The 24,210-nt window shown below is 34.4% G+C and carries 19 protein-coding genes; 6 read left to right on the plus strand and 13 right to left on the minus strand.

The features are described 5' to 3' along the window. Nucleotides 1-12 precede the first annotated feature (12 nt). The 7 genes from Q0L65_RS08805 to guaB all read right to left on the minus strand — a co-directional run bounded on the left by Q0L65_RS08805 (nucleotide 13) and on the right by guaB (nucleotide 9,997). A complete protein-coding gene (locus tag Q0L65_RS08805; protein WP_296685404.1) occupies nucleotides 13-3,141 on the minus strand; it encodes a type I restriction endonuclease subunit R in 3,129 nt (1,042 codons plus the stop codon). Between the two features lie 140 nt (nucleotides 3,142-3,281). Continuing rightward, complete coding sequence (locus Q0L65_RS08810) at nucleotides 3,282-3,773, minus strand: hypothetical protein (protein WP_296685407.1); 492 nt, start codon at nucleotides 3,771-3,773, stop codon at nucleotides 3,282-3,284. Further along, nucleotides 3,770-4,471, minus strand: coding sequence for a DUF3800 domain-containing protein (locus Q0L65_RS08815; protein ID WP_296685409.1), 702 nt, complete (start codon nucleotides 4,469-4,471; stop codon nucleotides 3,770-3,772). Before Q0L65_RS08815 ends, Q0L65_RS08810 begins: the two co-directional genes overlap by 4 nt. 17 nt (nucleotides 4,472-4,488) lie before the next feature. Next, nucleotides 4,489-5,502 carry a PIN domain-containing protein gene (locus Q0L65_RS08820; protein WP_296685411.1) on the minus strand — a complete coding sequence of 338 codons (1,014 nt, stop codon included), beginning with the start codon at nucleotides 5,500-5,502 and terminating at the stop codon, nucleotides 4,489-4,491. 3 nt (nucleotides 5,503-5,505) lie between these two features. Then, complete coding sequence (locus Q0L65_RS08825) at nucleotides 5,506-6,765, minus strand: restriction endonuclease subunit S (RefSeq protein WP_296685414.1); 1,260 nt, start codon at nucleotides 6,763-6,765, stop codon at nucleotides 5,506-5,508. Continuing rightward, a complete protein-coding gene (locus Q0L65_RS08830; RefSeq protein WP_296685416.1) occupies nucleotides 6,762-8,270 on the minus strand; it encodes a class I SAM-dependent DNA methyltransferase in 1,509 nt (502 codons plus the stop codon). Before Q0L65_RS08830 ends, Q0L65_RS08825 begins: the two co-directional genes overlap by 4 nt. 254 nt (nucleotides 8,271-8,524) lie before the next feature. Further along, complete coding sequence (guaB, locus tag Q0L65_RS08835; RefSeq protein WP_296685419.1) at nucleotides 8,525-9,997, minus strand: IMP dehydrogenase; 1,473 nt, start codon at nucleotides 9,995-9,997, stop codon at nucleotides 8,525-8,527. Nucleotides 9,998-10,157: 160 nt separating this feature from the next. Here guaB and Q0L65_RS08840 point away from each other — a divergent pair, with 160 nt between their 5' ends. Continuing rightward, the gene (locus Q0L65_RS08840) at nucleotides 10,158-12,650 is read left to right on the plus strand and encodes a cation-translocating P-type ATPase (RefSeq protein ID WP_296685423.1); all 2,493 of its coding nucleotides are present in this window, start codon (nucleotides 10,158-10,160) and stop codon (nucleotides 12,648-12,650) included. Between the two features lie 2 nt (nucleotides 12,651-12,652). Here Q0L65_RS08840 and Q0L65_RS08845 read toward each other — a convergent pair whose 3' ends face one another. From Q0L65_RS08845 to Q0L65_RS08860, 4 genes are read right to left on the minus strand one after another with little or no spacing between them, the layout of a single operon-like run. Further along, nucleotides 12,653-14,044 carry a DUF5723 family protein gene (locus Q0L65_RS08845; protein ID WP_296685425.1) on the minus strand — a complete coding sequence of 464 codons (1,392 nt, stop codon included), beginning with the start codon at nucleotides 14,042-14,044 and terminating at the stop codon, nucleotides 12,653-12,655. After that, a complete protein-coding gene (locus Q0L65_RS08850) occupies nucleotides 14,041-14,592 on the minus strand; it encodes a hypothetical protein (protein WP_296685428.1) in 552 nt (183 codons plus the stop codon). Before Q0L65_RS08850 ends, Q0L65_RS08845 begins: the two co-directional genes overlap by 4 nt. Before the next feature lie 56 nt (nucleotides 14,593-14,648). Then, nucleotides 14,649-15,512, minus strand: a complete 864-nt coding sequence (locus tag Q0L65_RS08855) for a hydroxymethylglutaryl-CoA lyase (RefSeq protein ID WP_296685430.1) — start codon at nucleotides 15,510-15,512, stop codon at nucleotides 14,649-14,651. A 48-nt stretch (nucleotides 15,513-15,560) separates the two neighbouring features. Continuing rightward, nucleotides 15,561-16,580 carry a quinone-dependent dihydroorotate dehydrogenase gene (locus tag Q0L65_RS08860; RefSeq protein ID WP_296685433.1) on the minus strand — a complete coding sequence of 340 codons (1,020 nt, stop codon included), beginning with the start codon at nucleotides 16,578-16,580 and terminating at the stop codon, nucleotides 15,561-15,563. 191 nt (nucleotides 16,581-16,771) lie between these two features. On the opposite strand from Q0L65_RS08860, the gene thrS reads away from it, so the two are divergent. The 5 genes from thrS (at nucleotide 16,772) to Q0L65_RS08885 (ending at nucleotide 21,231) form a co-directional block, all read left to right on the plus strand. After that, on the plus strand, nucleotides 16,772-18,718 hold the full coding sequence (gene thrS, locus Q0L65_RS08865; RefSeq protein ID WP_296685434.1) for a threonine--tRNA ligase: 1,947 nt from the start codon (nucleotides 16,772-16,774) through the stop codon (nucleotides 18,716-18,718). Between the two features lie 22 nt (nucleotides 18,719-18,740). Further along, the gene (infC, locus tag Q0L65_RS08870; protein WP_255657594.1) at nucleotides 18,741-19,289 is read left to right on the plus strand and encodes a translation initiation factor IF-3; all 549 of its coding nucleotides are present in this window, start codon (nucleotides 18,741-18,743) and stop codon (nucleotides 19,287-19,289) included. A gap of 108 nt (nucleotides 19,290-19,397) precedes the next feature. Further along, on the plus strand, nucleotides 19,398-19,595 hold the full coding sequence (gene rpmI / locus Q0L65_RS08875; RefSeq protein ID WP_136151968.1) for a 50S ribosomal protein L35: 198 nt from the start codon (nucleotides 19,398-19,400) through the stop codon (nucleotides 19,593-19,595). Between the two features lie 171 nt (nucleotides 19,596-19,766). Next, a complete protein-coding gene (gene rplT, locus Q0L65_RS08880) occupies nucleotides 19,767-20,111 on the plus strand; it encodes a 50S ribosomal protein L20 (RefSeq protein WP_024982755.1) in 345 nt (114 codons plus the stop codon). 316 nt (nucleotides 20,112-20,427) lie between these two features. Then, nucleotides 20,428-21,231 (plus strand): endonuclease/exonuclease/phosphatase family protein, encoded by an 804-nt coding sequence (locus Q0L65_RS08885; protein WP_296685446.1) that lies wholly within the window; start codon nucleotides 20,428-20,430, stop codon nucleotides 21,229-21,231. Here Q0L65_RS08885 and Q0L65_RS08890 read toward each other — a convergent pair whose 3' ends face one another. Further along, nucleotides 21,232-22,494 carry an asparagine synthetase B gene (locus tag Q0L65_RS08890; protein WP_296685449.1) on the minus strand — a complete coding sequence of 421 codons (1,263 nt, stop codon included), beginning with the start codon at nucleotides 22,492-22,494 and terminating at the stop codon, nucleotides 21,232-21,234. 69 nt (nucleotides 22,495-22,563) lie between these two features. Further along, a complete protein-coding gene (gene dnaB / locus Q0L65_RS08895; protein WP_296685451.1) occupies nucleotides 22,564-24,108 on the minus strand; it encodes a replicative DNA helicase in 1,545 nt (514 codons plus the stop codon). Nucleotides 24,109-24,210: the final 102 nt, after the last annotated feature.

Genomic DNA, 24,210 nt, shown 5'->3' on the forward strand with positions numbered 1-24,210 from the left:
AAGTTATACAACTTAATAAATTGATTCTCTACTAAAAACATCCGCCAAACTTTGACTTTGAGCAATAACTCTGTCGGCTTCCATTTTAGCAACATCTGGAGGATAACCGTAACGCATTAATATTTTCTTTACTGTTAATCTTAATTGAGCTCTGACATCATCACGTTTACTCCAATCTACTGTTGCATTTTTCCGGATTACATCAACTATCGTATGAATCAAATCTTTCATTTTATCATCATCTAAAAATGATGTAGAATCATTCTCTTTTAGTACACTATAAAAAGCAAACTCTTCTGGTGTTAATCCTAAATCTTTTGATTTTTTATCTTCTAATTGCAATTCTTTTGCAATCTCGGATAGCTCTGCTAACACCTGTGCAGAATCGATTTGATTGTTATGATAACGCTTCACAACTGACTCTAACATTTCGGAGAATTTCTTGCCTTGAACTAGATTTTTTGTTTTACGAACTTTCACTTCGTCACTCAATAATTTTTTTAGTAATTCAAATGCAAGGTTTTTTTGTTGCATATTTTTTACTTCCAACAAAAACTCGTCTGACAAAATACCAACCGATGGTGCTTTTATTCCTGCTGCTTCAAATATGTCAATTACACCATCGCTTGATAATGCTTCATCCACAATTTGTTTTATAGCAGTTTCTACCTCGTAATCTGATTTAACACCATTACTATTGAATTTATTTATTCTTGATTTTACAGCTTGAAAAAATGCCACGCCATCTTTTATTCTATCAGCATCTGCACTTGGAATTGACATTGCAAATAATCTAGAGAGCAAAGTAACTTCTTTTAAAAAACGGTCTTTTAAAGTGTCACTCGATAAAATAAAGTTTTGTGCACCCAATAAAACTTGTAATTTTTGTGACGTTTCTGAACTAAAATAGGCTTTGAAATTATAGCCATTAAACATTTGCTCTATTACTTCAAACTTCTCTTTCATTCCTGCAATAGCTTCTTTTATATCAAATATTGGTGTTCCTTCACCGCCACTTTGCAAATAGATTGTCATTGCGTTTCTTAAATCTTGTCCAATTCCAATGTAGTCAACAATTAATCCTCCTGGTTTGTCTTTATAAACTCGATTTACTCTTGCAATGGCTTGCATCAAATTAGCTCCCTGCATTTTTTTATCAATGTACATCGTATTCAAACTTGGAGCATCAAATCCAGTAAGCCACATATCCCTAACAATAACTAATTTTAGTTCATCATTAGGATCTTTCATTCTTGTTGCTAAATCTTTACGCTGTTTTTTGGTAGTATGATGTGGTTGTAACAAAGCAATATCATCTGACGAGCTCGTCATGATAACCTTTATTTTTCCTTTATCTATATCAGTATTATGCCATTCGGGTTTTAAAGCAATTATTTCTTGATATAATTTAGCACATATCGTTCTAGTCATACACACAATCATTGCCTTACCTTCGAACACTTCTTGACGATTTACGAAATGGCTTACAATGTCTTTAGCAATATCTTTCAATCGGTCAGGATGTCCTACAACCGCATCAATAGTGGCTACTTTCTGTTTGGCTTTTTCTAATTGTTCTTCGGTAGCATCAGATATGGCGTTGATTTCAGCATCGATTGTGGCTGTTGTGACATCGTCTAATTTAATTTTTATTAACCGTGATTCATAACTAATAGGCACAGTTGCACCATCGTCAACTGATTGTTTGATGTCGTAAACATCTATATAATCGCCAAAAACGGCTGGTGTAGATTTGTCTTCTTTTTCTATCGGTGTCCCTGTAAATCCTATGTAAGAAGCATTAGGCAAAGCATCACGCAAATATTTGGCATTACCATAGCGTGTTTCCATACCATCTTTAGTTTCGAACTCTTTACCTGCAAAACCATATTGACTTCGGTGTGCTTCATCGGCAACCACAACTATATTGGTACGTTCGGATAACGTGTCGTAAACATTGCCTGTTTCAGGTGAAAACTTTTGAATGGTAGTAAAGATTACACCACCACCTGAAACTTTTAATAGTTCTTTAATGTGTTCTCGGTTTTCGGCTTGAATGGGTTTTTGACGTAATAAACCAACACAGTTTCCAAAAGTTCCAAATAATTGGTCGTCTAGATCATTACGGTCGGTTAACATTACAATGGTTGGGTTTTCCATTAGCGGATGCGTTATGATTTCACCACAATAAAAAACCATTGTCAACGATTTACCACTTCCTTGCGTGTGCCAAACTACTCCAGCTTTTCTGTCGCCATCAGTATTGTTTGTGGCTCTTATGGTTTGCGCCACTGCCTTTTGTACGGCATAATATTGATGATAAGCTGCTACTTTTTTAACCTTTGTTTGAAAAATTAATCCTGTTTTTTGGTCTTTCTTTTCTTCTGATTCAAAAACAGTACAATAGCGAATTAATTCTACCAATGTTTTTCTATCTAACATATATTCTGTTAGAATTTGTAATTCGGTTTTAATTTCTGCCTTTTCTTGTTTTGGGGCTTTCCAAGGTAAATATCTCGAAAAAGGTGCAGAGACACTCGATGCCTTGGCATCAATACCATCAGAAATAACACAAAGTGCATTGTAATAAAAAATACTTGGAACTGTACATTTATAGGTTTGTATTTGTTGAAAGGCTTTTAGTACTGTTGCTTTTTCATCGGCAGCATTTTTTAATTCGATAAAAACTAATGGTAAACCATTAATGTAAATTACTACATCAAAACGTTTTTCATTGTTATTTTCTTTGACTACTAATTGATTGACAACCCAAAAACTATTATTCTCAAAGTTTTCTGTATCAAGCAAAGTAACCGGAATACCAATAGTGTTTTCGCCTTTGGTGTATTCAACTGTTACACCATTGGTAAGATGGTTATGGAAACGCTCGTTGTTTTCCATTATATCTTCTGTACCCAAATTGATTATTTTTTGAAATGCTTCAACTCGTGCTGATTCAGGAAGCGTAGGATTCAATTTTTTTAAACACTCTTTAAAATGATTTTCTAAAATAACCGAAGCAAAGTTTTCTCTTTGGGCATTATCACTATATGGCGCAATATCTGGACCATAAAAATAAATATAGCCTTGCTCTTGTAATTGAGCAATTAGTGATTGTTCTATGTGGTTTTCATTAATCATTTTAAACTATTTAAAAATGTATTTAATTGTATTTTACATTGTTATTATTAAAAATGTTGCAGTTTGTTTGTTTATATTAAAACATAATGTATCTTTGCACCATCTCAATGACCAAGTGTTAAAGGAGAAAAGAAGCCGCCTTAATCAGCGGTTTCGGCATTTATATACTCCTCGTATTCTTTTAAATATTTCTGTAATCTGTGCTTATATTCTATAAAATAGGCAGTCCAAGGCAAAATAAAATCTATTCTATCATCTAAAATTACTAGATATTGTGCTTCTTCGTGAAGAATTAATATTCTGTTATTTCTTCCTCTTTTATTTCTCCATACTTTTAAACTAATACATTTCGATTTGTCTATTATTGGTTTGGGATAACCCATTCTTTCCATTCTTCTAAAATCGGGAATTCTTTCGTTTTCAATATCTCCTGAATGTGTAAAATGATAATAAGTATATTCTTTACCATCTACTATTGGGTGTGCTTTAAGTCCCAACCTTTTACCTTCAAAAATAGGTTTGTTAATTACAAAATCATTTCTGAAAATAGCATAAACTGCTTCATTGAAAGAGTGATAATCACCTCCAAATTCATTTATCTCTATTATTTCGGGTAATGTAACTAACTTCATACTTCCGAATTTTTAGGTTTCCAAATGAAAATATTGGTTTTCATTTCCTTATATAACGTTGAGTTTAATAAGCTATAACCTGACCTTTCTTGAATTCTTTTTATGACGGCTACTTTGGCGTTATTTGTATTTAAACCTCTATGTAAATATCCAATTGCTCCAATAAGTAAATCGGCTAGAGGCAATAATTCTACTTCGTGCGATTTAATTTGTTGCAGGTTTTTTATAATTTTTTTATCATAATCATAATGGCTGCTTCGCAAGACTTGTTTTAGTTTATCGACTTTTGCTTGCCCTTGTGTATCTTTTATATCTATGTAAATGTTGTACGAATTACTAGGTTCTAAAATTACTTTTATCAAATCAAAGTACATTTTATAATAGAAATCGTCGTGGGTTTGATTGAATTTTTCGTGGTCTAAGACTTCTTTATTTACCACTAAAGCTCTAAAATGCAAATCGTCATCATCAAAAAAATAATCAATTAAACTCATATAAAAATCTTGTTTGGCTGGTGAAATTTTATTCCATTTTACCTCAAAATTTTCAGATAAGCCGTGCTTAGTTTTTATTTCTCGTAACCGTTTGAAAATTTCTTTTTTCTTATCTTTTAAGCACCAAATACCACCCAAAACCATAAAACTACTGGAGTCGTTGGGTAAGTGGCAACTTTCATCACAATATATGTTATATTCCATTACTAGTTATTTTTGGTTTATTCAAATTTTTCTTTTAAAAAACTTGCTACTTCTTCATCATCAATAATCTCTTTTCTACTTTCGAATAATGGACCAAGTAATTCTTTAATTTGCGGTTTTTCAATAATCCATCTAATTTGGTTGTTCTTCCAAGATGCATTTAATATTTTTAAAATTTCCTGATTATTGAAAAACGCTGTGTATGACAATAATTTATCAACCAGATCATCGGTTTGATTGAAACTAGCAGTTATAACTAATTCATCTATCAATGAACTATATTCATTCCTAATACAAGAACTGACAATTTCGCCTGTATCGGTTTCAATTACATATTCTTGCCCTTCAAATTCAATTAATACTACTATATTGTCACTAATGTTATACCAATATTCTTTAATATTTTCTTTTGTAATAGTAAGTTCTAGTTCGGTATTAATCTTTTCAATAAAATAATCATCATAAAATTGAGATATACCGTGCTTTTTGAAATCCTCATAGGAATCAATTATAATAATATTTGGATGATTTGTTAATGCCTCTTTAAACCTAGCATCTTTTGCAAAAACAAACACATACTTATTTGGTATTTCTTGCAAATACTCCAGAATTGTGAAATAAATTAATGCGTCTTTAAAACCTTTATCTGTATTGTCTCCAGCTTCAAAAGGAGCTTTTTTAAGAATTGCTAACTCTTTTATTTGAGGTAGAACATTATGGTTTTTTAAGTCAATTGTTTCAAATGGAATTGTTTCTTCTTCAAGCAGTTTTTGAATATAATCTTCAACATCAAAAGATTTTGTATTTGCTTCATCAACACCAATTAATTTGTGAAACGGATTGGTTAAAAATTTGGTTTTATTACTTACTAAATTGCTTCTTTTTTGTCTTTTGATTTCTTGAATAACAGTGTCAGGAATAACAATGTCAGCATCTTGTGTAAAACGTTCTAATATTTCACGACCACCCAAAAAATTATTGATTTCAGGATTTCTTACTACGTTAGTATCAAAAATAACTTTATCTCTCATATCCTAAACTTTAAATTCATTTACACGGATTTCCCCAGTCATTAATCTTGGTAATAATTCATCTCTTGTTTGGGTTAGTGATTTTATAGTTATTTTATTTAATGAAATTTTGGTTGTTGTGCTATTTGCTATTTCTGAAAACTTTTTGATTAAGTTAAAGTCAGTTGGCAATAATAACTGATATTCAGGAATTGCTCTTTTTGACAAATGCAAAACTGTGGTTCCATTTGAGTATCCAACACAATGCCCTTTGAAAGCTTTATCTTTCATTAAATAATATAAAAAAGAGGAGCTTATGTCTTTGTGTAATGATATAATTTTTACCAAATCCATCGTTATGTACATTTTTATAAATCCACCGTCATCAAATATGAAAGCAGGATTACCCAAAACTTCGGCGTCTTGTGTCAAATCAGTGTGAGCGACTACAAGGTCTCCAATTTTAACTTCTTGATTATCTTTTGGGTTTCCTCTAAATGGTTTAAATCCTCTTGTTTGAAATCCACCATTTCTATCAAAACTCTTCAAGGTAACTAGTGCTTCATCACTGTACTCAACTAATTCGTTTCCTTTATATGAATATCCATTTACAGTAGCTACTAACTCATTTAATTGAAATATTCTCCAACCATCAGGCAATTCATCTCCAATTTGATATTTTCCAAACCATTCAGTAAAAATAGTTTGTGCTGTTTCTTCAAGTGTCTTGTTTTGGTCTTGTAGTAATTCTATTTTATTATCAAATGATTCAATAATTTGGGTAATTGCATTTTGTTCAACTAAAGGAGGAAGTATTATTTTTAAATTTTTAACAGCTTCTTTTGTTATTGTATTTGTCACAGAACCTAATGCAAAACTTTTTACATACTTTTCATTAACCTTTAGATAGTAATATATAAATTTTGGATTTGCTTTTTCTTTATTAATTCTGATAAGGAATAAATTCATAGCTAATGAAATAGGTCTATTTAATTTTGGCGCATAATAAATTGAACCTGCATTTGCTATTTTATTCATTATCAAATCATCATCAAAAACTTTTGATTTTGAAAGAAAGTTGTATGCTTTTTCTGTAATATATTTGTTGTTTTTTGTGAAATCATTTTGCTCGAAATTGGTAGTTCTTATCATTAAGGCAAAATCTTCCTTATCCAAAAGTTCAACATTTTCTTTGAGCTTTTTATATGCTCCGTTTGAATGGTAATCAGTAAGTAACATTATTACTTCCGATAAATCTACTGTATCCCATATTTCACTTTTCATAACGAAAAACCAATTTTAGCTAATTGAGTAGCAATTTCATTATTAAGTTCGGCTTCTTGGTCTATTTGTATTTTTAAAGTGGTGGTTAAGGCAGCCATTTTGGTTTCAAAAGAAATGCCGTCGTCTACTACCGCTTCAATACCTACATATCGACCAGGAGTTAAAACGTGGTTGTGTTTTTCTATTTCTTCTATTGTTGCACTTTTGCAAAAACCTTTTAAGTTGTGATAATTTTCGCTTTTACGCCAGTTGTGGTAGGTATCTGTTATTTTATCTATATCGTCATCGGTAAAATCTCGGTGTATACGGTCTTTCATATACCCCATTTCGCTAGCGTCTATAAATAAAACTTCTTTGCTATGGTTGGCTTTTTCTCTTCGTAAAATCCAAATACAAGCAGGTATTCCTGTATTATAAAACAATTGTTTCGGTAAGGCTACAATACATTCTACCAAATCGTTTTCTATTAAATTTTTTCGTATTTCGCCTTCGCCACTAGTATTAGAACTTAACGAACCGTTAGATAAAATAGTTGCCATAACGCCTCGTGGTGCTAAATGGTATAACATATGCATCATCCAACCGTAATTCGCGTTTCCACTTGGTGGTGTGCCGTATTTCCATCGACCGTCATCCTGCAAAATATCAACACCCCATTCACTTTGATTAAAAGGTGGGTTGGCTAGTATAAAATCTGCTTTTAAGTCTGGGTGTGCATCTTTTAAGAAAGTACCTTCGGTATTCCAAGCTACAAACTTGGAGTTGATATTGCGAATGGCAAGATTCATTTTAGACAATTTCCAAGTGGTTTGGTTGCTTTCTTGTCCGTAAACGGTAATATCTTGAATATTTCCTTGGTGTTCGGTTACAAACTTTTCACTCATCACAAACATACCACCACTACCACAAGCTGGGTCATATACTCGACCTTTGTAGGGTTCAATCATTTCTACCATCAATTTAACGATAGATTTTGGAGTGTAAAATTGTCCGCCTTTTTTGCCTTCTGCATTGGCAAACTCACCTAAAAAGTATTCATATACTCTACCAAAAAGGTCTTTGGATTTGGTGTTTTCTGCTTGTAATTCAGTGTTGGAAATTAAATCAATTAATTCTCCTAACGAGGTTTTGTCGAGATTGGCTCTACCATATACTTGTGGCAAAACATTTTTTAGTTCTTTGTTTTCCTTTTCGATGGCTTCCATAGCTTCGTCAATGGTTTGCCCAATAGTAGGCAATTTGGCATTGGCGTGAATATGACCCCAACGTGATTCTTTGGGTACAAAGAATGTATTAGCCGCCAAATATTCGTCTCTATCTTCAGGATCCGAATATTCGTCAGCTTTTAGTTTATCATACAATTCGTCAAATGATTCGGATATGTATTTTAAAAAGATTAATCCTAATACTACGTGTTTGTATTCGGCGGCATCTATATTTTTACGCAGTTTATCTGCTGATTTAAAGAGTTTTTGTTCAAAAGTTGAAGTATCGGTTTTTGCCATATTCAATTAATAGTTGTATGTATTTAAAATGCTAATATATCGAAAAAAAGTCTAAAAAAGTAAGAATTAAGTATTGAAAATTTAGTTTGATTTTTTTAACAAAACACTATACCTAAAGGCAATTTTAAACTTTAAAACAGAATTAATGCAAATTACACCAAGTAATTTCGTGGGCATTTAATTTCCAAAATAAAGAACATAAAAAAGGCTTAAGAAAATATCTTAAGCCTTTTTTATTTGAAAAACTACTTTAATTATCTTGAATAATTCGGAGCTTCTTTAGTAATCGTCACATTGTGTGGATGACTTTCTGTGATTCCACTTGAAGTGATACGAACGAAACGTCCATTTTCTTGTAAAGTTGGAATGTCTTTAGCACCACAGTATCCCATTCCGGCACGAAGACCACCAATGAATTGTAACATACTTTCGTTCAATTCTCCTTTGTAAGGCACACGACCTACAATTCCTTCTGGAACTAATTTCTTCACGTCGTCTTCCACATCTTGAAAATAACGGTCTTTTGACCCTCCTTGCATCGCTTCAACAGAACCCATTCCTCGATAGGATTTGAATTTTCTTCCTTCAAAAATGATAGTTTCTCCTGGAGACTCTTTTGTACCTGCTAAAAGTGACCCTAACATCACACAGTCAGCACCTGCAGCAATTGCTTTAGGAATATCTCCTGTGTAACGAATACCACCATCAGCAATAACTGGCACACCAGTTCCTTTGATAGCCGCAGCTACTTCTAAAACCGCTGAGAATTGAGGAAATCCAACACCTGCCACGATACGAGTAGTACAAATCGACCCCGGTCCGATACCCACTTTTACTCCATCAGCACCATTTTTAACTAAATATTGAGCTGCTTCTGGTGTAGCAATGTTTCCAACAATAACATCAATTTGAGGGAATTTAGCTTTTACTTCTTTCAACACATTCACCACGCCTTGCGTATGCCCGTGAGCCGTATCAATAATAATAGCATCTACTCCCGCTTTCACTAAAGCTTCTGCTCTTTGAACTGCATCTCCCGTAACGCCAATTGCAGCAGCAACGCGCAAACGTCCGTAAACGTCTTTATTAGCAATAGGTTTTTGAGTTAATTTAGTAATATCTCTAAAAGTGATTAATCCTACTAATTCATTTTTAGTGTTAACCACTGGTAATTTTTCAATTTTGTTTCCTTGCAAAACTACTTCTGCTTGTTCTAACGAAGTACCTTCAGCAACTGTAATTAAGTTTAGAGAAGTCATTACCTCAACAATAGGACGCGCTCCATTTTTTTCAAAACGCAAGTCACGATTAGTAACAATTCCTTTTAAGATTTTATGTTCGTCTACAATTGGGATTCCCCCAATTCCGAATTCTTTCATTGCATTTTTAGCATCCACTACAGTAGAAGTCAACGGCAAAGTAACTGGATCAATAATCATCCCAGACTCCGCACGTTTTACTTTGCGCACTTTAGCCGCTTGTTGCTCAATAGTCATATTCTTATGAAGCACTCCAATTCCGCCTTCTTGAGCCATAGCAATAGCCATTGCGCTTTCAGTAACCGTATCCATAGCAGCAGCTACGATAGGAACGTTTAATGTAATGTTTCTTGAAAATTTAGATTGAATACTTACTTCGCGGGGAAGCACATTAGAATAGTTTGGAACTAATAGAACGTCATCGTAAGTTAATCCTTCACCGATAATCTTAGAATTGTGTGCGATCATTGCAATTTGAAGTTGTGGTTAAATTGCGTGCAAATATAGATAATCTTAAGCAAAAAACCATCGTTATCTTATAATTTATGATTAAATTGCGGTAGATAGCTTATTTCAATCGATATCAGCCCACCGTCAGTTATTTAAAATGGAGTTTATTTTTTGGTAAATGGGAATACAAACAGAAATAAAAGGACTAACCAAAGCTGAAGTAGCCGAGTCAAGAATCAAAAACGGCACTAATTCGCTCGACCATCAGCATAAAAATAGCTTTTGGACTTCTGTGGTGGAAATTTGTAAAGAACCCATGTTTTTACTTCTTGCTACAGCAACTAGTATTTATTTCATTACTGGCGAACACAGCAACGGAATTTTTATGTCCATTGCCATTGTCCTTATCGCTAGTATTTCGCTTTACCAAGAATCCAAAAGCAAAAATGCGATTCAAGCCTTAGAAAAACTCACACAACCTAAAAGTAAGGTAATCCGAGAAGGCGTTTTAATTGAAATTCCAAGTGAAGAAATAGTTTTAGGCGATTATATCCAAATTGAAGAAGGTACTTTTATTCCTGCTGACGGACTTATTATCCAATCGAATGATTTCTCTGTAAACGAATCTATTTTGACTGGTGAATCTTTTTCGGTGGCCAAAAATGAAAAATCAGAAAACAAAGAAGTATACCAAGGTACTATTGTAGCAAGTGGATTAGCTATTTGTGTCGTTACAGCCATTGGCAATAAAACCCAATTAGGGAAAATCGGAAAAAGTTTAAGTACTATTGTAGAAGAGAAAACACCTTTGCAAAAACAAATTGAAAATTTTGCAAAGAAAATGTCACTAATTGGACTGGTTATTTTTGTGATCGTTTGGGGTATTAATTTTTACCATTCCCCCATATTTTTAGATAGTTTGATTAAAGCGTTGACTATTGCCATGAGTATTATTCCCGAAGAAATTCCGGTGGCATTTACCACTTTTATGGCACTTGGCGCTTGGCGCTTAATGAAAATGGGGATTATTGTAAAACATACTAAAACCGTAGAAACACTTGGAAGTGCTACCGTTATTTGCACTGACAAAACCGGAACCATTACCGAAAACAAAATGAGTTTAGCACAATGGTACACGTTTGCTTCCAACCAAATTTCAGGAATACATTCTGAAATGACTCCAGATGAAAACGAACTGCTAACCTTGGCAATGTGGGCTAGCGAACCTATTCCTTTTGATGCTATGGAAATAGCACTCCACGATGCCTACAGTAATTTAGATTTAGCAGACGAACGTGCTGATTTTAAATTGGCTTACGAATATCCTTTGAGTGGCAAGCCGCCCATGATGACTCATATTTTCGAAAATGAGAAAGGAATTCGAGTGATTGCTGCCAAAGGCGCTCCCGAAGCGATAATGGCTTATTCTAATTTATCAAATGACGAAAGCCAATACATTCAACAAGCCTTAAAAACAATGACGCAAGAAGGCTTTCGCGTTTTGGCTGTTGCCGAAGCTAAATTTTATGGAGAAGACTTTCCTGAAAAGCAACAAGATTTTTCCTTTCAATTCAAAGGTTTAGTCGCTTTTTACGACCCACCAAAAAGTAATATCAAAGCTGTTTTTGAAACTTTTTACAAAGCAGGAATTGACATTAAAATCATAACCGGCGACAATGCCGAAACCAGTACAACGATCGCCAAACAAGTAGGATTTAAAAATCATGACAAAACCTTGAGCGGAGACGAATTGATGGCAATGAATGAGGATGAACTGAAACAAAAAGTAATGGAAACTCATCTATTTACACGAATGTTTCCCGAAGCCAAACTTAAGATCATCAAAGCTTTAAAAGAAAACAACCAAATTGTAGCCATGACTGGTGACGGTGTCAATGATGGTCCAGCTTTAAAATCAGCACACATCGGAATTGCAATGGGTAAACGAGGTACTGAAATAGCCAAACAAGCTGCAAACCTTATTTTAATCGATGATGATTTTGCTAAAATGACCGAAGCCATTGCCATGGGTAGAAAAATCTATATCAATTTAAAAAAAGCGATTCAGTACATTATTTCAATTCATATTCCAATCATCTTGATTGTGTTTATTCCACTGTCTTTGGGCTGGATATATCCTAATATTTTCTCCCCTGTTCATGTCATCTTTTTAGAGCTTATTATGGGGCCAACCTGCTCTATAATTTATGAAAATGAACCTATGGAACGCAATCTTATGGAATTAAAACCACGTCCGTTATCCAATACATTTTTTAACTTCAAGGAAATTGCTATAAGTATTATACAAGGACTTGCCATTACTTTAGGATTGCTTTTGATATACCAATATAGCGTAAGAAACGGAAATTCAGAAAGCGTGACCAGAACTCTAGTTTTCATAAGTTTAATAAGTTCTAATATTTTTATGACACTTGTAAACCGCTCTTTTTATTATTCCATTTTTACTACTTTGAGATACAAAAATAACTTAGTACCACTTATTATAGGCACTACTATCCTAACCACTTCATTATTACTATTTATACCAACACTGGCAAAATTCTTTCAATTTGAAGCGGTAACTATGGTACAATTTGTTTACAGTGTCTTAGTCGCAGTTATTGCGGTGTTTTGGATTGAAGTGTACAAACTAATCCGCCGATTGCACTAAAATTATTCTTTAAAAATCACATTCAACCCCAACTGAAACGAAAGACTATTGGCTTTAGAAACATCAGTATAAGACAATAGATTATCTGCTAGTACATAAAAGTTTACAGGCCCTACTTTTGTTGACATTCCTAAACCTAGATTGGTAAAGGAAAAAGAATCTGCAGTATAGGTAGCTTTCATTTGGAATGATCTTGAAAAGTTTCTTTTGTAAAATGCCGTTAATGCATACAATGGGGATTTTGGTGTGGTCATGGCAAATAATTGTGCACCAACGGTACTTTTGTAAAAAATACTCGGATCAGTTCCTTCACAATTACAACTACCATCAACCACTCTTTCTTCTTCGAAAGAATATTGAGCAGAAGCATTGAATTTAGTAGGTCGCCAAGTAGTGTATTTTGTATGTAAAGTATCTAATACAATAGCATTTTTAAAATCTTGATAATTAGCTTGTGCTGCATTTTCATTATTAAAATGAGGAACTAAACCTTTATAATTATAAAACCCTTTATAACTATAACTTTCAACCTCTTTAGTATGACTAATATACCCTAAATCAATAACACTGGCTGTAAATTGGACATTGGACTGCGGATAATAAGTCAATCCTAAATCCAGTCCCAATCCCAAATTTCCTCCAAGTAATATTCCTTTCTTAATATCCGCTCCCGCATTGCTAGTATTATTCGCATCATTATATTGAGCAAATCCAGAAGTATTCAATTGTAAATTAGAATACACTATTTGTTCATAATACGAATCTGTAGAAGTATTGGTATAAATATACCCCGCGTTATCAACTGAACTCGCATTGAAAATGCTAGAATATATTTTGGCTCTGGCACCAACTATTAAATTATCTTGAATTTTTTTATGAATTCCTATGTGAAATACTGACAACAAATCAGCTTTCGCACTTAAGTCAGCCAAATTAAAGCGTTTCCCCATATAATTTTTATTTCCATCTATGGCTAAAGTGGCTATATCCTGAGGAACATAACTTAAAAAATCAAATTCTTGGTACAAACCAAAAGACAAATACGACCTATTATCCTCTGTTCCAATTCTAAAACCTCCACTAAACAATTCTAATTGTTGATTCAAACTCAACACATCATTATGAGTAGTTTTAGAAAGTACGCTTCTTAATTTCGTATTGAAATCGACACCATCATTGGCAAACAAATCATACGCTGAAAATCCTGTAGAACCCACATTCATAGAAATTCCTGACAAAAACGGAACACCCACATACCATTTGTATTTTACATCTGCTCCTGGATTAGTCATCAAAGATTGAGGAATGTCAGTAAAATTATACAGCAACTGTTTGTTTTGAGCAGTCAAATTGGTCACGACAAAAAGACAAAAAAGGAATACTACTTTTCTCATTGTATTACAAAATAAGCGGTTACACCTGAACGCATTTTTATGGTTCCTGTACTCGATTCTGTCAAAGCTGTTCCTGAAGCCATTCGTAGCGCCATTTCTATTCTAGCAGTATTTTTTAATGTAGTCAATCGGGTGCCTTGAAACACCTCTTTTTGAGTAATAACATTCGCTGCACCATAGTAAGCAGGTACAGCAATCGAAATAATATCTATCTGAATTCCGCTAGCATTAAATAATTTTACATCCAAAGTATAGGCTCGAGCGATAGTGTTATTGATTTCAAAATCCAAATCTACTTTAACCAAATCATTAACAAAAAACGTATTGTTAAAAATATCTACGGTAGAACGATCGATAAACTGAGGCGTTTCAACCCCATTAGTAACAAACTCATTAGCTGGAATATCAAAATACACCAAATTAGCCACATAAGCAGGTTCTAATCGTAAATTTTTAGTTTGGTTGAAGTCCAAATCGCTGGAGCAAGAAAATAAGAATAGTACACTAAAAAGTAGTACTATGAATTGGGATTTAAAAAAAAGTTTCATTTTAATGAAATTGAATTTATGTAGAATAAAACGTTGCTATAATATATTTATTGTTTTTAATGGAATTGACCGAATACTTTTGATGCTTCATTATACGCACTCTCAAAACTCATCGGACTCAAATTAGTATTGGCTTTTTGAGCGGTAAAATAAGAGAGTAATTTTTCTGTAGGCATATTTCCCGTCAAATGATTAGTGGCCATTGGGCATCCGCCAAAACCTTGAATAGCCCCGTCAAATCGGCGACAACCTGCTTGATAGGCAGCATCAATTTTTTCAAACCAAGTATCAGGAGTCGTGTGCAAATGCGCTCCAAATTCTATTGCAGGATACGTTGGAATTAAATTGGAAAACAAATACGAAATCATTTCTGGTGTCGAACTCCCAATAGTATCTGAAAGAGAAACAATTTTCACACCCATAGTAGCTAATTTCTCCGTCCACTCCCCTACAATTTCAGTATTCCAAGGATCTCCATACGGATTTCCAAACCCCATAGAAAGGTAAGCGACTACTTGTTTGTTTTTGGCATCAGCCAAATTCAAAATTTCTTGTAAACTCTCCAAAGATTGAGCAATCGTCTTGTGCGTATTTCGCATTTGAAAATTCTCCGAAATAGAAAATGGAAAACCTAAATATTGAATTTCAGGAAAATTACACGCCGATTCTGCACCTTGAGTATTCGCAATAATAGCCAGTAACTTACTTTGAGTTTGCGATAAATCCAATTGGGCTAAAACTTCGGCAGTATCTTGCATTTGGGGAATTGTTTTTGGCGAAACAAAACTCCCAAAATCTATGGTATCAAAGCCCACACGCAACAATGACTGAATATAAGTCACTTTGTTTGCAGTAGGAATAAAAGTCTTTATTCCTTGCATGGCATCACGTGGACATTCAATGATTTTTACTGTTTCCATAGAGAACCAAAGGTAGTAAAAATCAATAGTTAGAATGTAAATAAAAAATTATTTATTTCGCAAAATCGCTTTGTTAATCGCTTTGACCAAAGCTGGACCTTCATAAATAAATCCTGTATAAAGTTGAACCAAACTCGCTCCAGCTTCTAACTTTTCAATAGCATCTTCGGCAGAATGGATTCCACCCACACCAATAATCGGAAAGGATTTATTACTTTTTTCAGATAAAAATCGGATGACCTCAGTGGATCGTTTTGCCAAAGGTTTACCAGACAAACCACCTGTTTCTATTTTATTTTCAGACGCCAAACCTTCTCGAGACAGAGTGGTATTGGTCGCAATAACTCCAGCAATTTTGGTTTCATTTACAATATCGATAATGTCTAGTAATTGTTCGTCCGTTAAATCGGGTGCAATTTTCAACAAAATTGGTTTCTGCTTTGGCTTAGCTAAATTCTTATTTTGCAAGGTTTGCAACAACTCGGTTAGCGGTTCTTTATCTTGTAAAGCGCGTAAATTGGGCGTGTTTGGCGAACTCACATTCACCACAAAATAATCGACATAATCAAACAACGTCTCAAAACAAATTTCATAATCTGAAGTCGCTTCTTCATTTGGAGTTACTTTATTTTTTCCAATATTTCCTCCAATAAGTACTCCGTCATTTTTCTTCAATCGCAAGACAGCTTCTTCCACTCCTCCATTATTAAAACCCATTCGGTTAATAATCGCGCTATCTTCTCTTAAACGAAACAAGCGTTTTTTAGGATTCCCATCTTGTGCTTTTGGCGTAAGCGTACCAATTTCAATGAACCCGAAACCGAAATTAGACAACTCTTTATACAAAACAGCATTTTTGTCAAAACCAGCAGCTAAACCTACTGGATTTTTAAATTTCAATCCAAAAACTTCTGTTTCTAAACGACTATCTTTAACTTCATATAAAGCACGAAAAAGACCTGAAAAACCAGGAATTTTTGATAGTAATTTAATAATTGAAAAGGTAAAATAATGTACTTTTTCAGGGTCAAAACAGAAAAGTATCGGACGAATTAATTGCTTGTACATAGTTGTGATTTTGTGTGTTGCAAAAGTAAAGAATAGTTTTTAGTAACGAAACTTCTCGAGCCAATTTTAAAACAAGCTCCTATTTTTAAAATTATTTGCCAAAAACCGAGAAAAACCACTCACAAACCTTGCTTATATTTTGTATGTGTTTTTTCAATACCCTATATTTGCAATCCTAAAAATAATTTAAAATGATTAAGATTACTTTACCCGATGGGTCTGTGAAAGAATTTGCGGCAGGGATTACCCCAATGGACGTTGCAAAAAGCATTAGCGAAGGATTGGCTAGAAATGTAATTTCTGCCTCATTCAATGGTACTACCGTTGAAACCGTTACGCCTTTGACCACAGATGGTAGTCTTGTTCTTTTTACTTGGAATGACGAAGGAGGAAAAAAAGCCTTTTGGCACTCTACTTCACACGTCATGGCACAAGTTTTAGAGGAAATGTACCCAGGTATCAAATTGACGCTTGGACCTGCAATCTCCAATGGATTTTATTACGATGTTGATTTTGAAGATCATAAAATTACCGATGCCGATTTCAAAAAAATTGAAGACCGCGTATTGGAAATTTCAAGAGACAAACACGAATTCAAATTGCGTCCTGTTTCTAAAGCAGAAGCGCTAGAAGTATACAAAGACAATGTCTACAAAACCGAATTAATTTCCAATTTAGAAGACGGAACCATTACGTTCTGTGACCACGCTACTTTCACTGATTTATGTCGTGGTGGTCATATTCCAAATACTGGAATTATCAAGGCCATGAAAGTAATGAGTGTTGCTGGTGCGTATTGGAGAGGAGACGAAAAAAACAAACAGTTAACTCGTGTGTACGGAATCTCATTCCCAAAACAAAAAGATTTAACCGAATACCTAGAATTGTTAGAAGAGGCAAAACGTCGCGACCACAGAAAGCTAGGAAAAGAATTAGAATTATTTGCTTTTTCATCAAAAGTAGGTCAAGGTTTGCCTTTATGGTTGCCAAAAGGAGCTGCTTTGCGTGATCGTTTAGAGCAATTTTTGAAAAGAGCACAGAAAAAAGCAGGATACGAACAAGTAGTTACACCACACATTGGTCAAAAAGAATTGTACGTGACTTCTGGACATTATGCTAAATACGGTGCAGATAGTTTCCAACCCATCAATACACCAGCTGAAGGTGAAGAGTTCTTGTTAAAACCAATGAACTGTCCTCACCACTGTGAGATTTATAATGTTCGTCCTTGGTCATACAAAGATTTACCAAAACGTTATGCTGAGTTTGGAACCGTATATCGTTACGAACAAAGTGGTGAATTACACGGATTGACTCGTGTACGAGGATTTACTCAAGATGACGCCCACATTTTCTGTACACCAGAACAATTGGACGAAGAATTCAAAAAGGTAATTGATTTGGTATTGTATGTTTTTGGTTCGTTAGGATTTGAAAATTTTACAGCTCAAATTTCATTGCGTGACCAAGAAAACAGAGACAAATACATTGGTACCGATGAAAATTGGGAAAAAGCAGAAAGTGCCATTATCAATGCTGCTAGAGATAAAGGTTTAAATACCGTTGTGGAATATGGCGAAGCCGCTTTCTATGGTCCTAAACTGGATTTCATGGTAAAAGATGCTTTGGGAAGACAATGGCAATTAGGAACTATTCAAGTAGATTACAACTTGCCAGAACGTTTCGATTTGACTTACAAAGGGTCTGACGACCAATTGCATAGACCGGTTATGATTCACCGTGCGCCGTTTGGTTCAATGGAGCGTTTCATAGCCATTTTATTAGAACATACTGCGGGTAATTTCCCATTGTGGTTAATACCAGAACAAGCTATTATCTTGTCATTGAGCGAGAAATACGAAATATATGCCAAAAAAGTTTTAGATTTGCTAGAAAATCACGAAATTCGCGCCCTAATTGACAACCGAAACGAGACAATCGGAAAGAAAATTAGAGATGCAGAAATGCAAAAGACCCCTTTCATGCTGATTGTAGGTGAAGAAGAAGAAAAAAACGGTACAATTTCTATTCGACGTCACGGTCAAGAAGGAAAAGGAAATATAACGGTTACTATAGAGGAATTTGCCGCTATTGTTACTGAAGAGATCAACAAAACATTAAAAGTATTTACAGTTTAACTTAAATTTTAAAGCCATAGCAATAAGAAGCAACAGAGGTTACCAACCTCGAGTAGAAAAGAAAGATGCACACCGAATTAATAATTTTATTCGTGTACCAGAAGTACGTCTTGTAGGTGAAAATATTGAGCCTGGAGTTTTTAAAACTGCAGATGCTTTGAAATTAGCTGACGAATTTGAACTGGATTTAGTTGAAATTTCGCCAAATGCAGAACCACCCGTTTGTAAAATCATGGACTACAAAAAGTTTGTCTATGAACAAAAGAAACGTGAAAAGGTTTTAAAAGCTAAATCAACACAAGTGGTGATTAAAGAAATTCGTTTTGGTCCTCAAACTGATGAGCATGATTACGAATTCAAAAGAAAGAATGCTGAAAAATTCTTGAAAGAAGGCTCTAAATTGAAAGCTTTTGTTTTCTTTAAAGGACGTTCAATCATTTATAAAGATCAAGGTCAAATCTTATTATTACGTTTGGCTACTGACTTAGAAGAATTTGGTAAAGTAGAAGCGATGCCAGTTCTTGAAGGAAAGAGAATGATTATGTTCATTGCTCCTAAGAAAAAGAAATAGTAACTAGGCAATAGCCAATAGGCAAAAGTTCTACAACTAATGGCTAGTGGCTAGTGGCTAATCACTCAAAAATAAGTAAGTAAGATAAATTAAAAACACTAGGAAAAAATGCCTAAAATGAAAACCAAATCTAGCGCCAAGAAACGTTTTAAAGTTACTGGTTCTGGAAAGATTAAAAGAAAGCATGCTTTTAAAAGTCACATCTTGACTAAAAAATCTAAAAAACGTAAATTAGCTTTGACTCACTCAGCGTTAGTTCACCCAACAGATGAAAAAAGCATCAAACAACAATTAAGAATTATCTAATTAAGCCAATAGTAAAAAGCAAATAGCCAATAGTTTTAAAACTTTTGCCTTTTGTCTAATCACTTTTGCCTAGATTTCTTTAGGTTACAAACAATTTAATAACCTTGGAGTATGGCCTTAAGTTCTCTTGATTAAATTCGGGACGCCTGCTACAAAAAAAACAGTAAAATTATGCCAAGATCGGTAAATTCAGTTGCTAAAAGAGCAAGAAGAAAAAAAATAATGAAGCAAGCCAAAGGTTTCTTTGGTAGACGTAAAAACGTTTGGACAGTTGCTAAGAACGCGGTAGAGAAAGCAATGTGCTACGCTTACCGTGACAGAAAAGTGAATAAAAGAAATTTCCGTGCTTTATGGATTCAACGTATCAACGCTGGAGCTCGTTTAGAAGGAATGTCTTATTCTCAATTCATGGGAAAAGTTAAAGCTAACAATATCGAATTGAACCGTAAAGTTCTTGCTGATTTAGCTATGAACCACCCAGAAGCTTTCAAAGCAATACTTAATAAAGTAAAATAAACGTTTTATCAACTCAATTTAGATTACTTACTTATAGAGAAACCTCAATCGAAAGATTGGGGTTTTTTTGTTAAAAATCCATATAAAACAAATGACCGCAGATTCGTAGATTTATAAAAAATATTTAAAAATCCTTTTAATCTGTAGCAAAACAACATTTAAATTTCATCCCTACTGGACTACAAATTCTTAAACACCCTATCACCAATATTTAGCTCCTAAAGGAGCTTAGTTAGTTCCAAAATAAATTCACATAGTAACACTTTTGTGTTTTACAGCAAAAAAACTATTTTTGAAGTAACCCAAATTCTATCGTATGAAAAAACTATTTGTTCTACTATTCCTCATACTATACTCATTTGGCTTTAGCCAAGTCAAACTACTTTCATGGAATGTAGAAAATTTTGGTAAATCCAAATCCAATGCCGAAATAGCTTACATAGCAACTCTTTTAAATAAATATGATTTGGTTGCTTTGCAAGAAGTCGTAGCCGGTTATGGAGGTGCTCAAGCTGTGGCCCGTCTCGCTGACGAACTCAACAGAAAAGGGAATAAATGGGAGTATACTATAAGTGACCCTACTACAAGTACTCCTAGCAAAACTGAACGTTATGCCTTTCTTTGGAAAACGGCACAATTGAAGAAAATAGGAAAAGCTTGGCTCGAAAAAAATTACGCTTCGGTTATAGAACGTGAACCTTATTTATGCACTTTTGAATACCACAAGAAACAATTTACCGCAGTTTCCTTTCACGCCATTACTAAAAGCAAACAGCCTGAAAAAGAAATTAAATACTTTAAATTTTTCCCTTCAGCATATCCAAAATCAAATTTGATATTTATGGGCGATTTCAATTGTCCTCAATCGCATTCCGTATTTGATCCTTTACGAAAAATAGGATTTGCTTCGGCATTGGTAAACCAAAAAACTTCATTGAAACGTAGTTGCAAAAATGGTGAATGTCTTGCTTCTGAATTTGACAATATGTATTTTTCAAAATCAAAAATCAAAAAGTTGAACGCTGGAGTGGTTCTTTTTTATGAAAAATTTTCAACGCTTAAAGAGGCTCATACTATATCAGACCACTGCCCTATTTGGATGGAGTTTAGTTTGAATTGATTATGTCTTTTGCTTTTTCTTCTTGGCCGCAGGGAATAGCACATTGTTCAAAATCAATCGATAGCCTGGCGAATTGGGATGTAAATCTAAAACAGTTGGTGAATCTCCCACTTGATGTTGAAAATCCTCAGGGTCGTGACCTGAATAAAAACTGAACATACCTTTTCCTTTTTGCCCATGAAGGTAGCGTACTTCTCCGTTCAGCTCACAACTTCCTAAAACCAATATATTAGACTTGATTAGATTCGCATCAAAAGCGGTCGTTTGTCCCATAAACCCTTTCACTAATTGGGTGTGGTTTTGACACAACATACTAGGAATTGGATCCCATTTGGCCGAAAATTCCATTAACGTAAAGTAATCCTTGTCTGGTGGAATTTGTCTCTTTAAAGTCATATCAATGTCCGAAAACTCATATTGTTCTGGTCTGCGTTCCAAAGTGAAATTTTTAAATGCAAACGATTTATCGTATTTTAATTTTGATTGATAACTGGCTTCACTAGGATCTCCATCAAACATGGCTTCGCAAATATCTACTCCGTCAGCTGCCAAAGCAATATCAAAACTATCCGTGGCGGAACACATCGCAAACATAAAGCCACCACCAATAACAAAATCACGAATTTTTTTAGCTACTGCCCCTTTTTCTTGAGCTACTTTGGAAAAGCCTAATTGTTGTGCCAAGGCTTCCGCGGCTGTCTTTTGTTCTATGTACCAAGGCGCATTGCGATACGCTCCGTAAAATTTTCCGTATTGTCCTGTAAAATCTTCGTGGTGCAAATGCAACCAATCGTACAATAGCAATTGGTCTGACAGCACTTCTTGATCATAAATCGGCGTAAACGGAATCTCGGCATACGTCAATACTAAAGTTACTGCGTCGTCCCAAGGTTGTTTGCCTTTGGGAGTATAAACGGCAATTTTAGGTGCTTTTTCTAATAATACCGATTCCATATTTTGTGATGGACTCGAAATTTCATTCAAAATCGATTCTTGTTCTCCATCTGAAAGGATTTCAAAACTAACACCACGAATCTGACATTCTTTTCGAATTTCGTCAGCATCGGGCAATAAAAAAGAACCTCCTCGATAATTCAATAACCAATGCGCTTTGTAACTTTTATCCAAACACCAATATGTAATACCATACGCCTTCAAATGATTTTGCTGACTAGTTTCGTCCATTGGCAACAAAATATAAGATGCCTTTCCTGAAAAAGAAATCAGGAACAAGAATAGCGCAACTATTTTTTTGAAGGACATGGTGTTTTTATTTCAAAGATAATTGGTTTCATAAAAAAATCCGCTTAGCAGCGGATTTTAATTTACTCTCTAAAACGGAACATCACTGTCCTCGTCGTCGTCATTTAGATTACTTCCAAAAGCTTCATTAGCCGATGGCAAGTTTTTAGTAATAAACGGATTATCATCACTATTCATGCTGGATGGCAAATCGTCAAAACTACCCGAATAATCATCTAAATTGTCGAATTTACCCAAGTGACCAATGAATTTTAAACGAACATTTTCGATACTACCATTACGGTGCTTGGCAATCATTATCTCTGCTTGACCCGCAGTTGGCGAGGCTTCATCATCGTCCCATTCGTCAATTTTATAATATTCTGGACGGTATAAGAACGAAACAATATCAGCATCTTGCTCAATTGCTCCCGATTCACGTAAATCAGATAACAAAGGTCTCTTACTTGAACCACGAGTTTCCACCGCACGTGATAATTGCGAAAGTGCAATAACGGGAACATTCAATTCTTTGGCTAAAGCCTTTAAATTTCGAGAAATAGTCGAAATTTCTTGCTCTCTATTCCCGCCGCCTTTTCCGTTTCCACCAGCAGTCATCAACTGTAAATAATCTACAATGATGATTCTAATTCCGTGTTGAGAAACCAAACGTCTTGCTTTAGCTCTTAAATCGAAAATAGAAAGCGATGGTGTATCGTCAATATATAAAGGTGCTTTTTCTAGGTTTTTCACTTTGGTACTCAATTGTTCCCATTCGTGCTTTTCTAATTTTCCGGTACGCAATTTTTCCGAAGACAAACCCGTTTCCGAAGAAATCAAACGCGTAATCAATTGTACAGACGCCATCTCCAAAGAGAATAACGCAACAGGCATTCCAAAATCAATAGCCATATTACGCGCCATAGACAATACAAATGCTGTTTTCCCCATCGCGGGCCTAGCCGCAATAATAATCAAATCACTTGGTTGCCAGCCCGAAGTAATCTTATCTAATTTTTCAAAACCAGTCGCCACACCACTTAATCCTTCTTGACCGGCTATTTCTTCGATTCTTTTTTTGGCTTGTAACACTAAACTTTGAGCTGTTTCAGAACTACGTTTAATATTTCCTTGAGTTACTTCATATAATTTAGATTCAGCTCTATCTAACAAATCGAAAACATCTGTAGTTTCGTCATACGAATCTTCGATAATTTCAGATGAAATGCGGATCAAACTACGTTGAATAAATTTTTGCAAAATAATTCTAGAGTGAAACTCAATGTGTGCCGAAGAGGAAATTTTTTGCGTAAGCTGAATCAAATAGAAATCACCTCCTGCTAAGTCTAATTTTCCATTTTTCTTTAATTGAGCAGAAACCGTTAATAAGTCAATAGGTTGTGTTTCAGTAAAAAGCTGAACAATCGCTTCAAAAATATATTTGTGTGCGTCTTTATAAAAGGCATCGGCTTGTAAGATATCAATAACCTCATCTACTCCTTTTTTATCAATCATCATGGCTCCCAACACGGCTTCTTCTAAATCCAAAACCTGCGGAGGTAACTTTCCTTTTTCGAGATTAATGATAGTCGCTTTATCTACTTTAACTGGCGCTATATTTCTAAAATTTTCCATGTAGCGAAAATAAGAAAAATTAAAAAAAAGTACGCAACGACTTATTACAAAAAAATGTTGATAACTAACTATTTTTTGTTTATAAGTCAAAAAAAATCCGAA

It is taken from the genome of Flavobacterium sp. (assembly GCF_024642105.1).
In the GTDB taxonomy this organism is placed as follows: domain Bacteria; phylum Bacteroidota; class Bacteroidia; order Flavobacteriales; family Flavobacteriaceae; genus Flavobacterium.

Bases quoted from the DNA above. Each gene is read 5' to 3' on its own strand.
- dnaB (WP_296685451.1), bottom strand. From the start codon at position 24,108: ATGGAAAATTTTAGAAATATAGCGCCAGTTAAAGTAGATAAAGCGACT.
- Q0L65_RS08840 (WP_296685423.1), top strand. From the start codon at position 10,158: ATGGGAATACAAACAGAAATAAAAGGACTAACCAAAGCTGAAGTAGCC.
- Q0L65_RS08860 (WP_296685433.1), bottom strand. From the start codon at position 16,580: ATGTACAAGCAATTAATTCGTCCGATACTTTTCTGTTTTGACCCTGAA.
- Q0L65_RS08815 (WP_296685409.1), bottom strand. From the start codon at position 4,471: ATGGAATATAACATATATTGTGATGAAAGTTGCCACTTACCCAACGAC.
- Q0L65_RS08820 (WP_296685411.1), bottom strand. From the start codon at position 5,502: ATGAGAGATAAAGTTATTTTTGATACTAACGTAGTAAGAAATCCTGAA.
- Q0L65_RS08890 (WP_296685449.1), bottom strand. From the start codon at position 22,494: ATGTCCTTCAAAAAAATAGTTGCGCTATTCTTGTTCCTGATTTCTTTT.
- thrS (WP_296685434.1), top strand. From the start codon at position 16,772: ATGATTAAGATTACTTTACCCGATGGGTCTGTGAAAGAATTTGCGGCA.
- Q0L65_RS08805 (WP_296685404.1), bottom strand. From the start codon at position 3,141: ATGATTAATGAAAACCACATAGAACAATCACTAATTGCTCAATTACAA.
- Q0L65_RS08855 (WP_296685430.1), bottom strand. From the start codon at position 15,512: ATGGAAACAGTAAAAATCATTGAATGTCCACGTGATGCCATGCAAGGA.
- Q0L65_RS08845 (WP_296685425.1), bottom strand. From the start codon at position 14,044: ATGAGAAAAGTAGTATTCCTTTTTTGTCTTTTTGTCGTGACCAATTTG.
- Q0L65_RS08830 (WP_296685416.1), bottom strand. From the start codon at position 8,270: ATGGCAAAAACCGATACTTCAACTTTTGAACAAAAACTCTTTAAATCA.
- Q0L65_RS08825 (WP_296685414.1), bottom strand. From the start codon at position 6,765: ATGAAAAGTGAAATATGGGATACAGTAGATTTATCGGAAGTAATAATG.
- rpmI (WP_136151968.1), top strand. From the start codon at position 19,398: ATGCCTAAAATGAAAACCAAATCTAGCGCCAAGAAACGTTTTAAAGTT.
- Q0L65_RS08885 (WP_296685446.1), top strand. From the start codon at position 20,428: ATGAAAAAACTATTTGTTCTACTATTCCTCATACTATACTCATTTGGC.
- guaB (WP_296685419.1), bottom strand. From the start codon at position 9,997: ATGATCGCACACAATTCTAAGATTATCGGTGAAGGATTAACTTACGAT.
- rplT (WP_024982755.1), top strand. From the start codon at position 19,767: ATGCCAAGATCGGTAAATTCAGTTGCTAAAAGAGCAAGAAGAAAAAAA.
- Q0L65_RS08850 (WP_296685428.1), bottom strand. From the start codon at position 14,592: ATGAAACTTTTTTTTAAATCCCAATTCATAGTACTACTTTTTAGTGTA.
- Q0L65_RS08810 (WP_296685407.1), bottom strand. From the start codon at position 3,773: ATGAAGTTAGTTACATTACCCGAAATAATAGAGATAAATGAATTTGGA.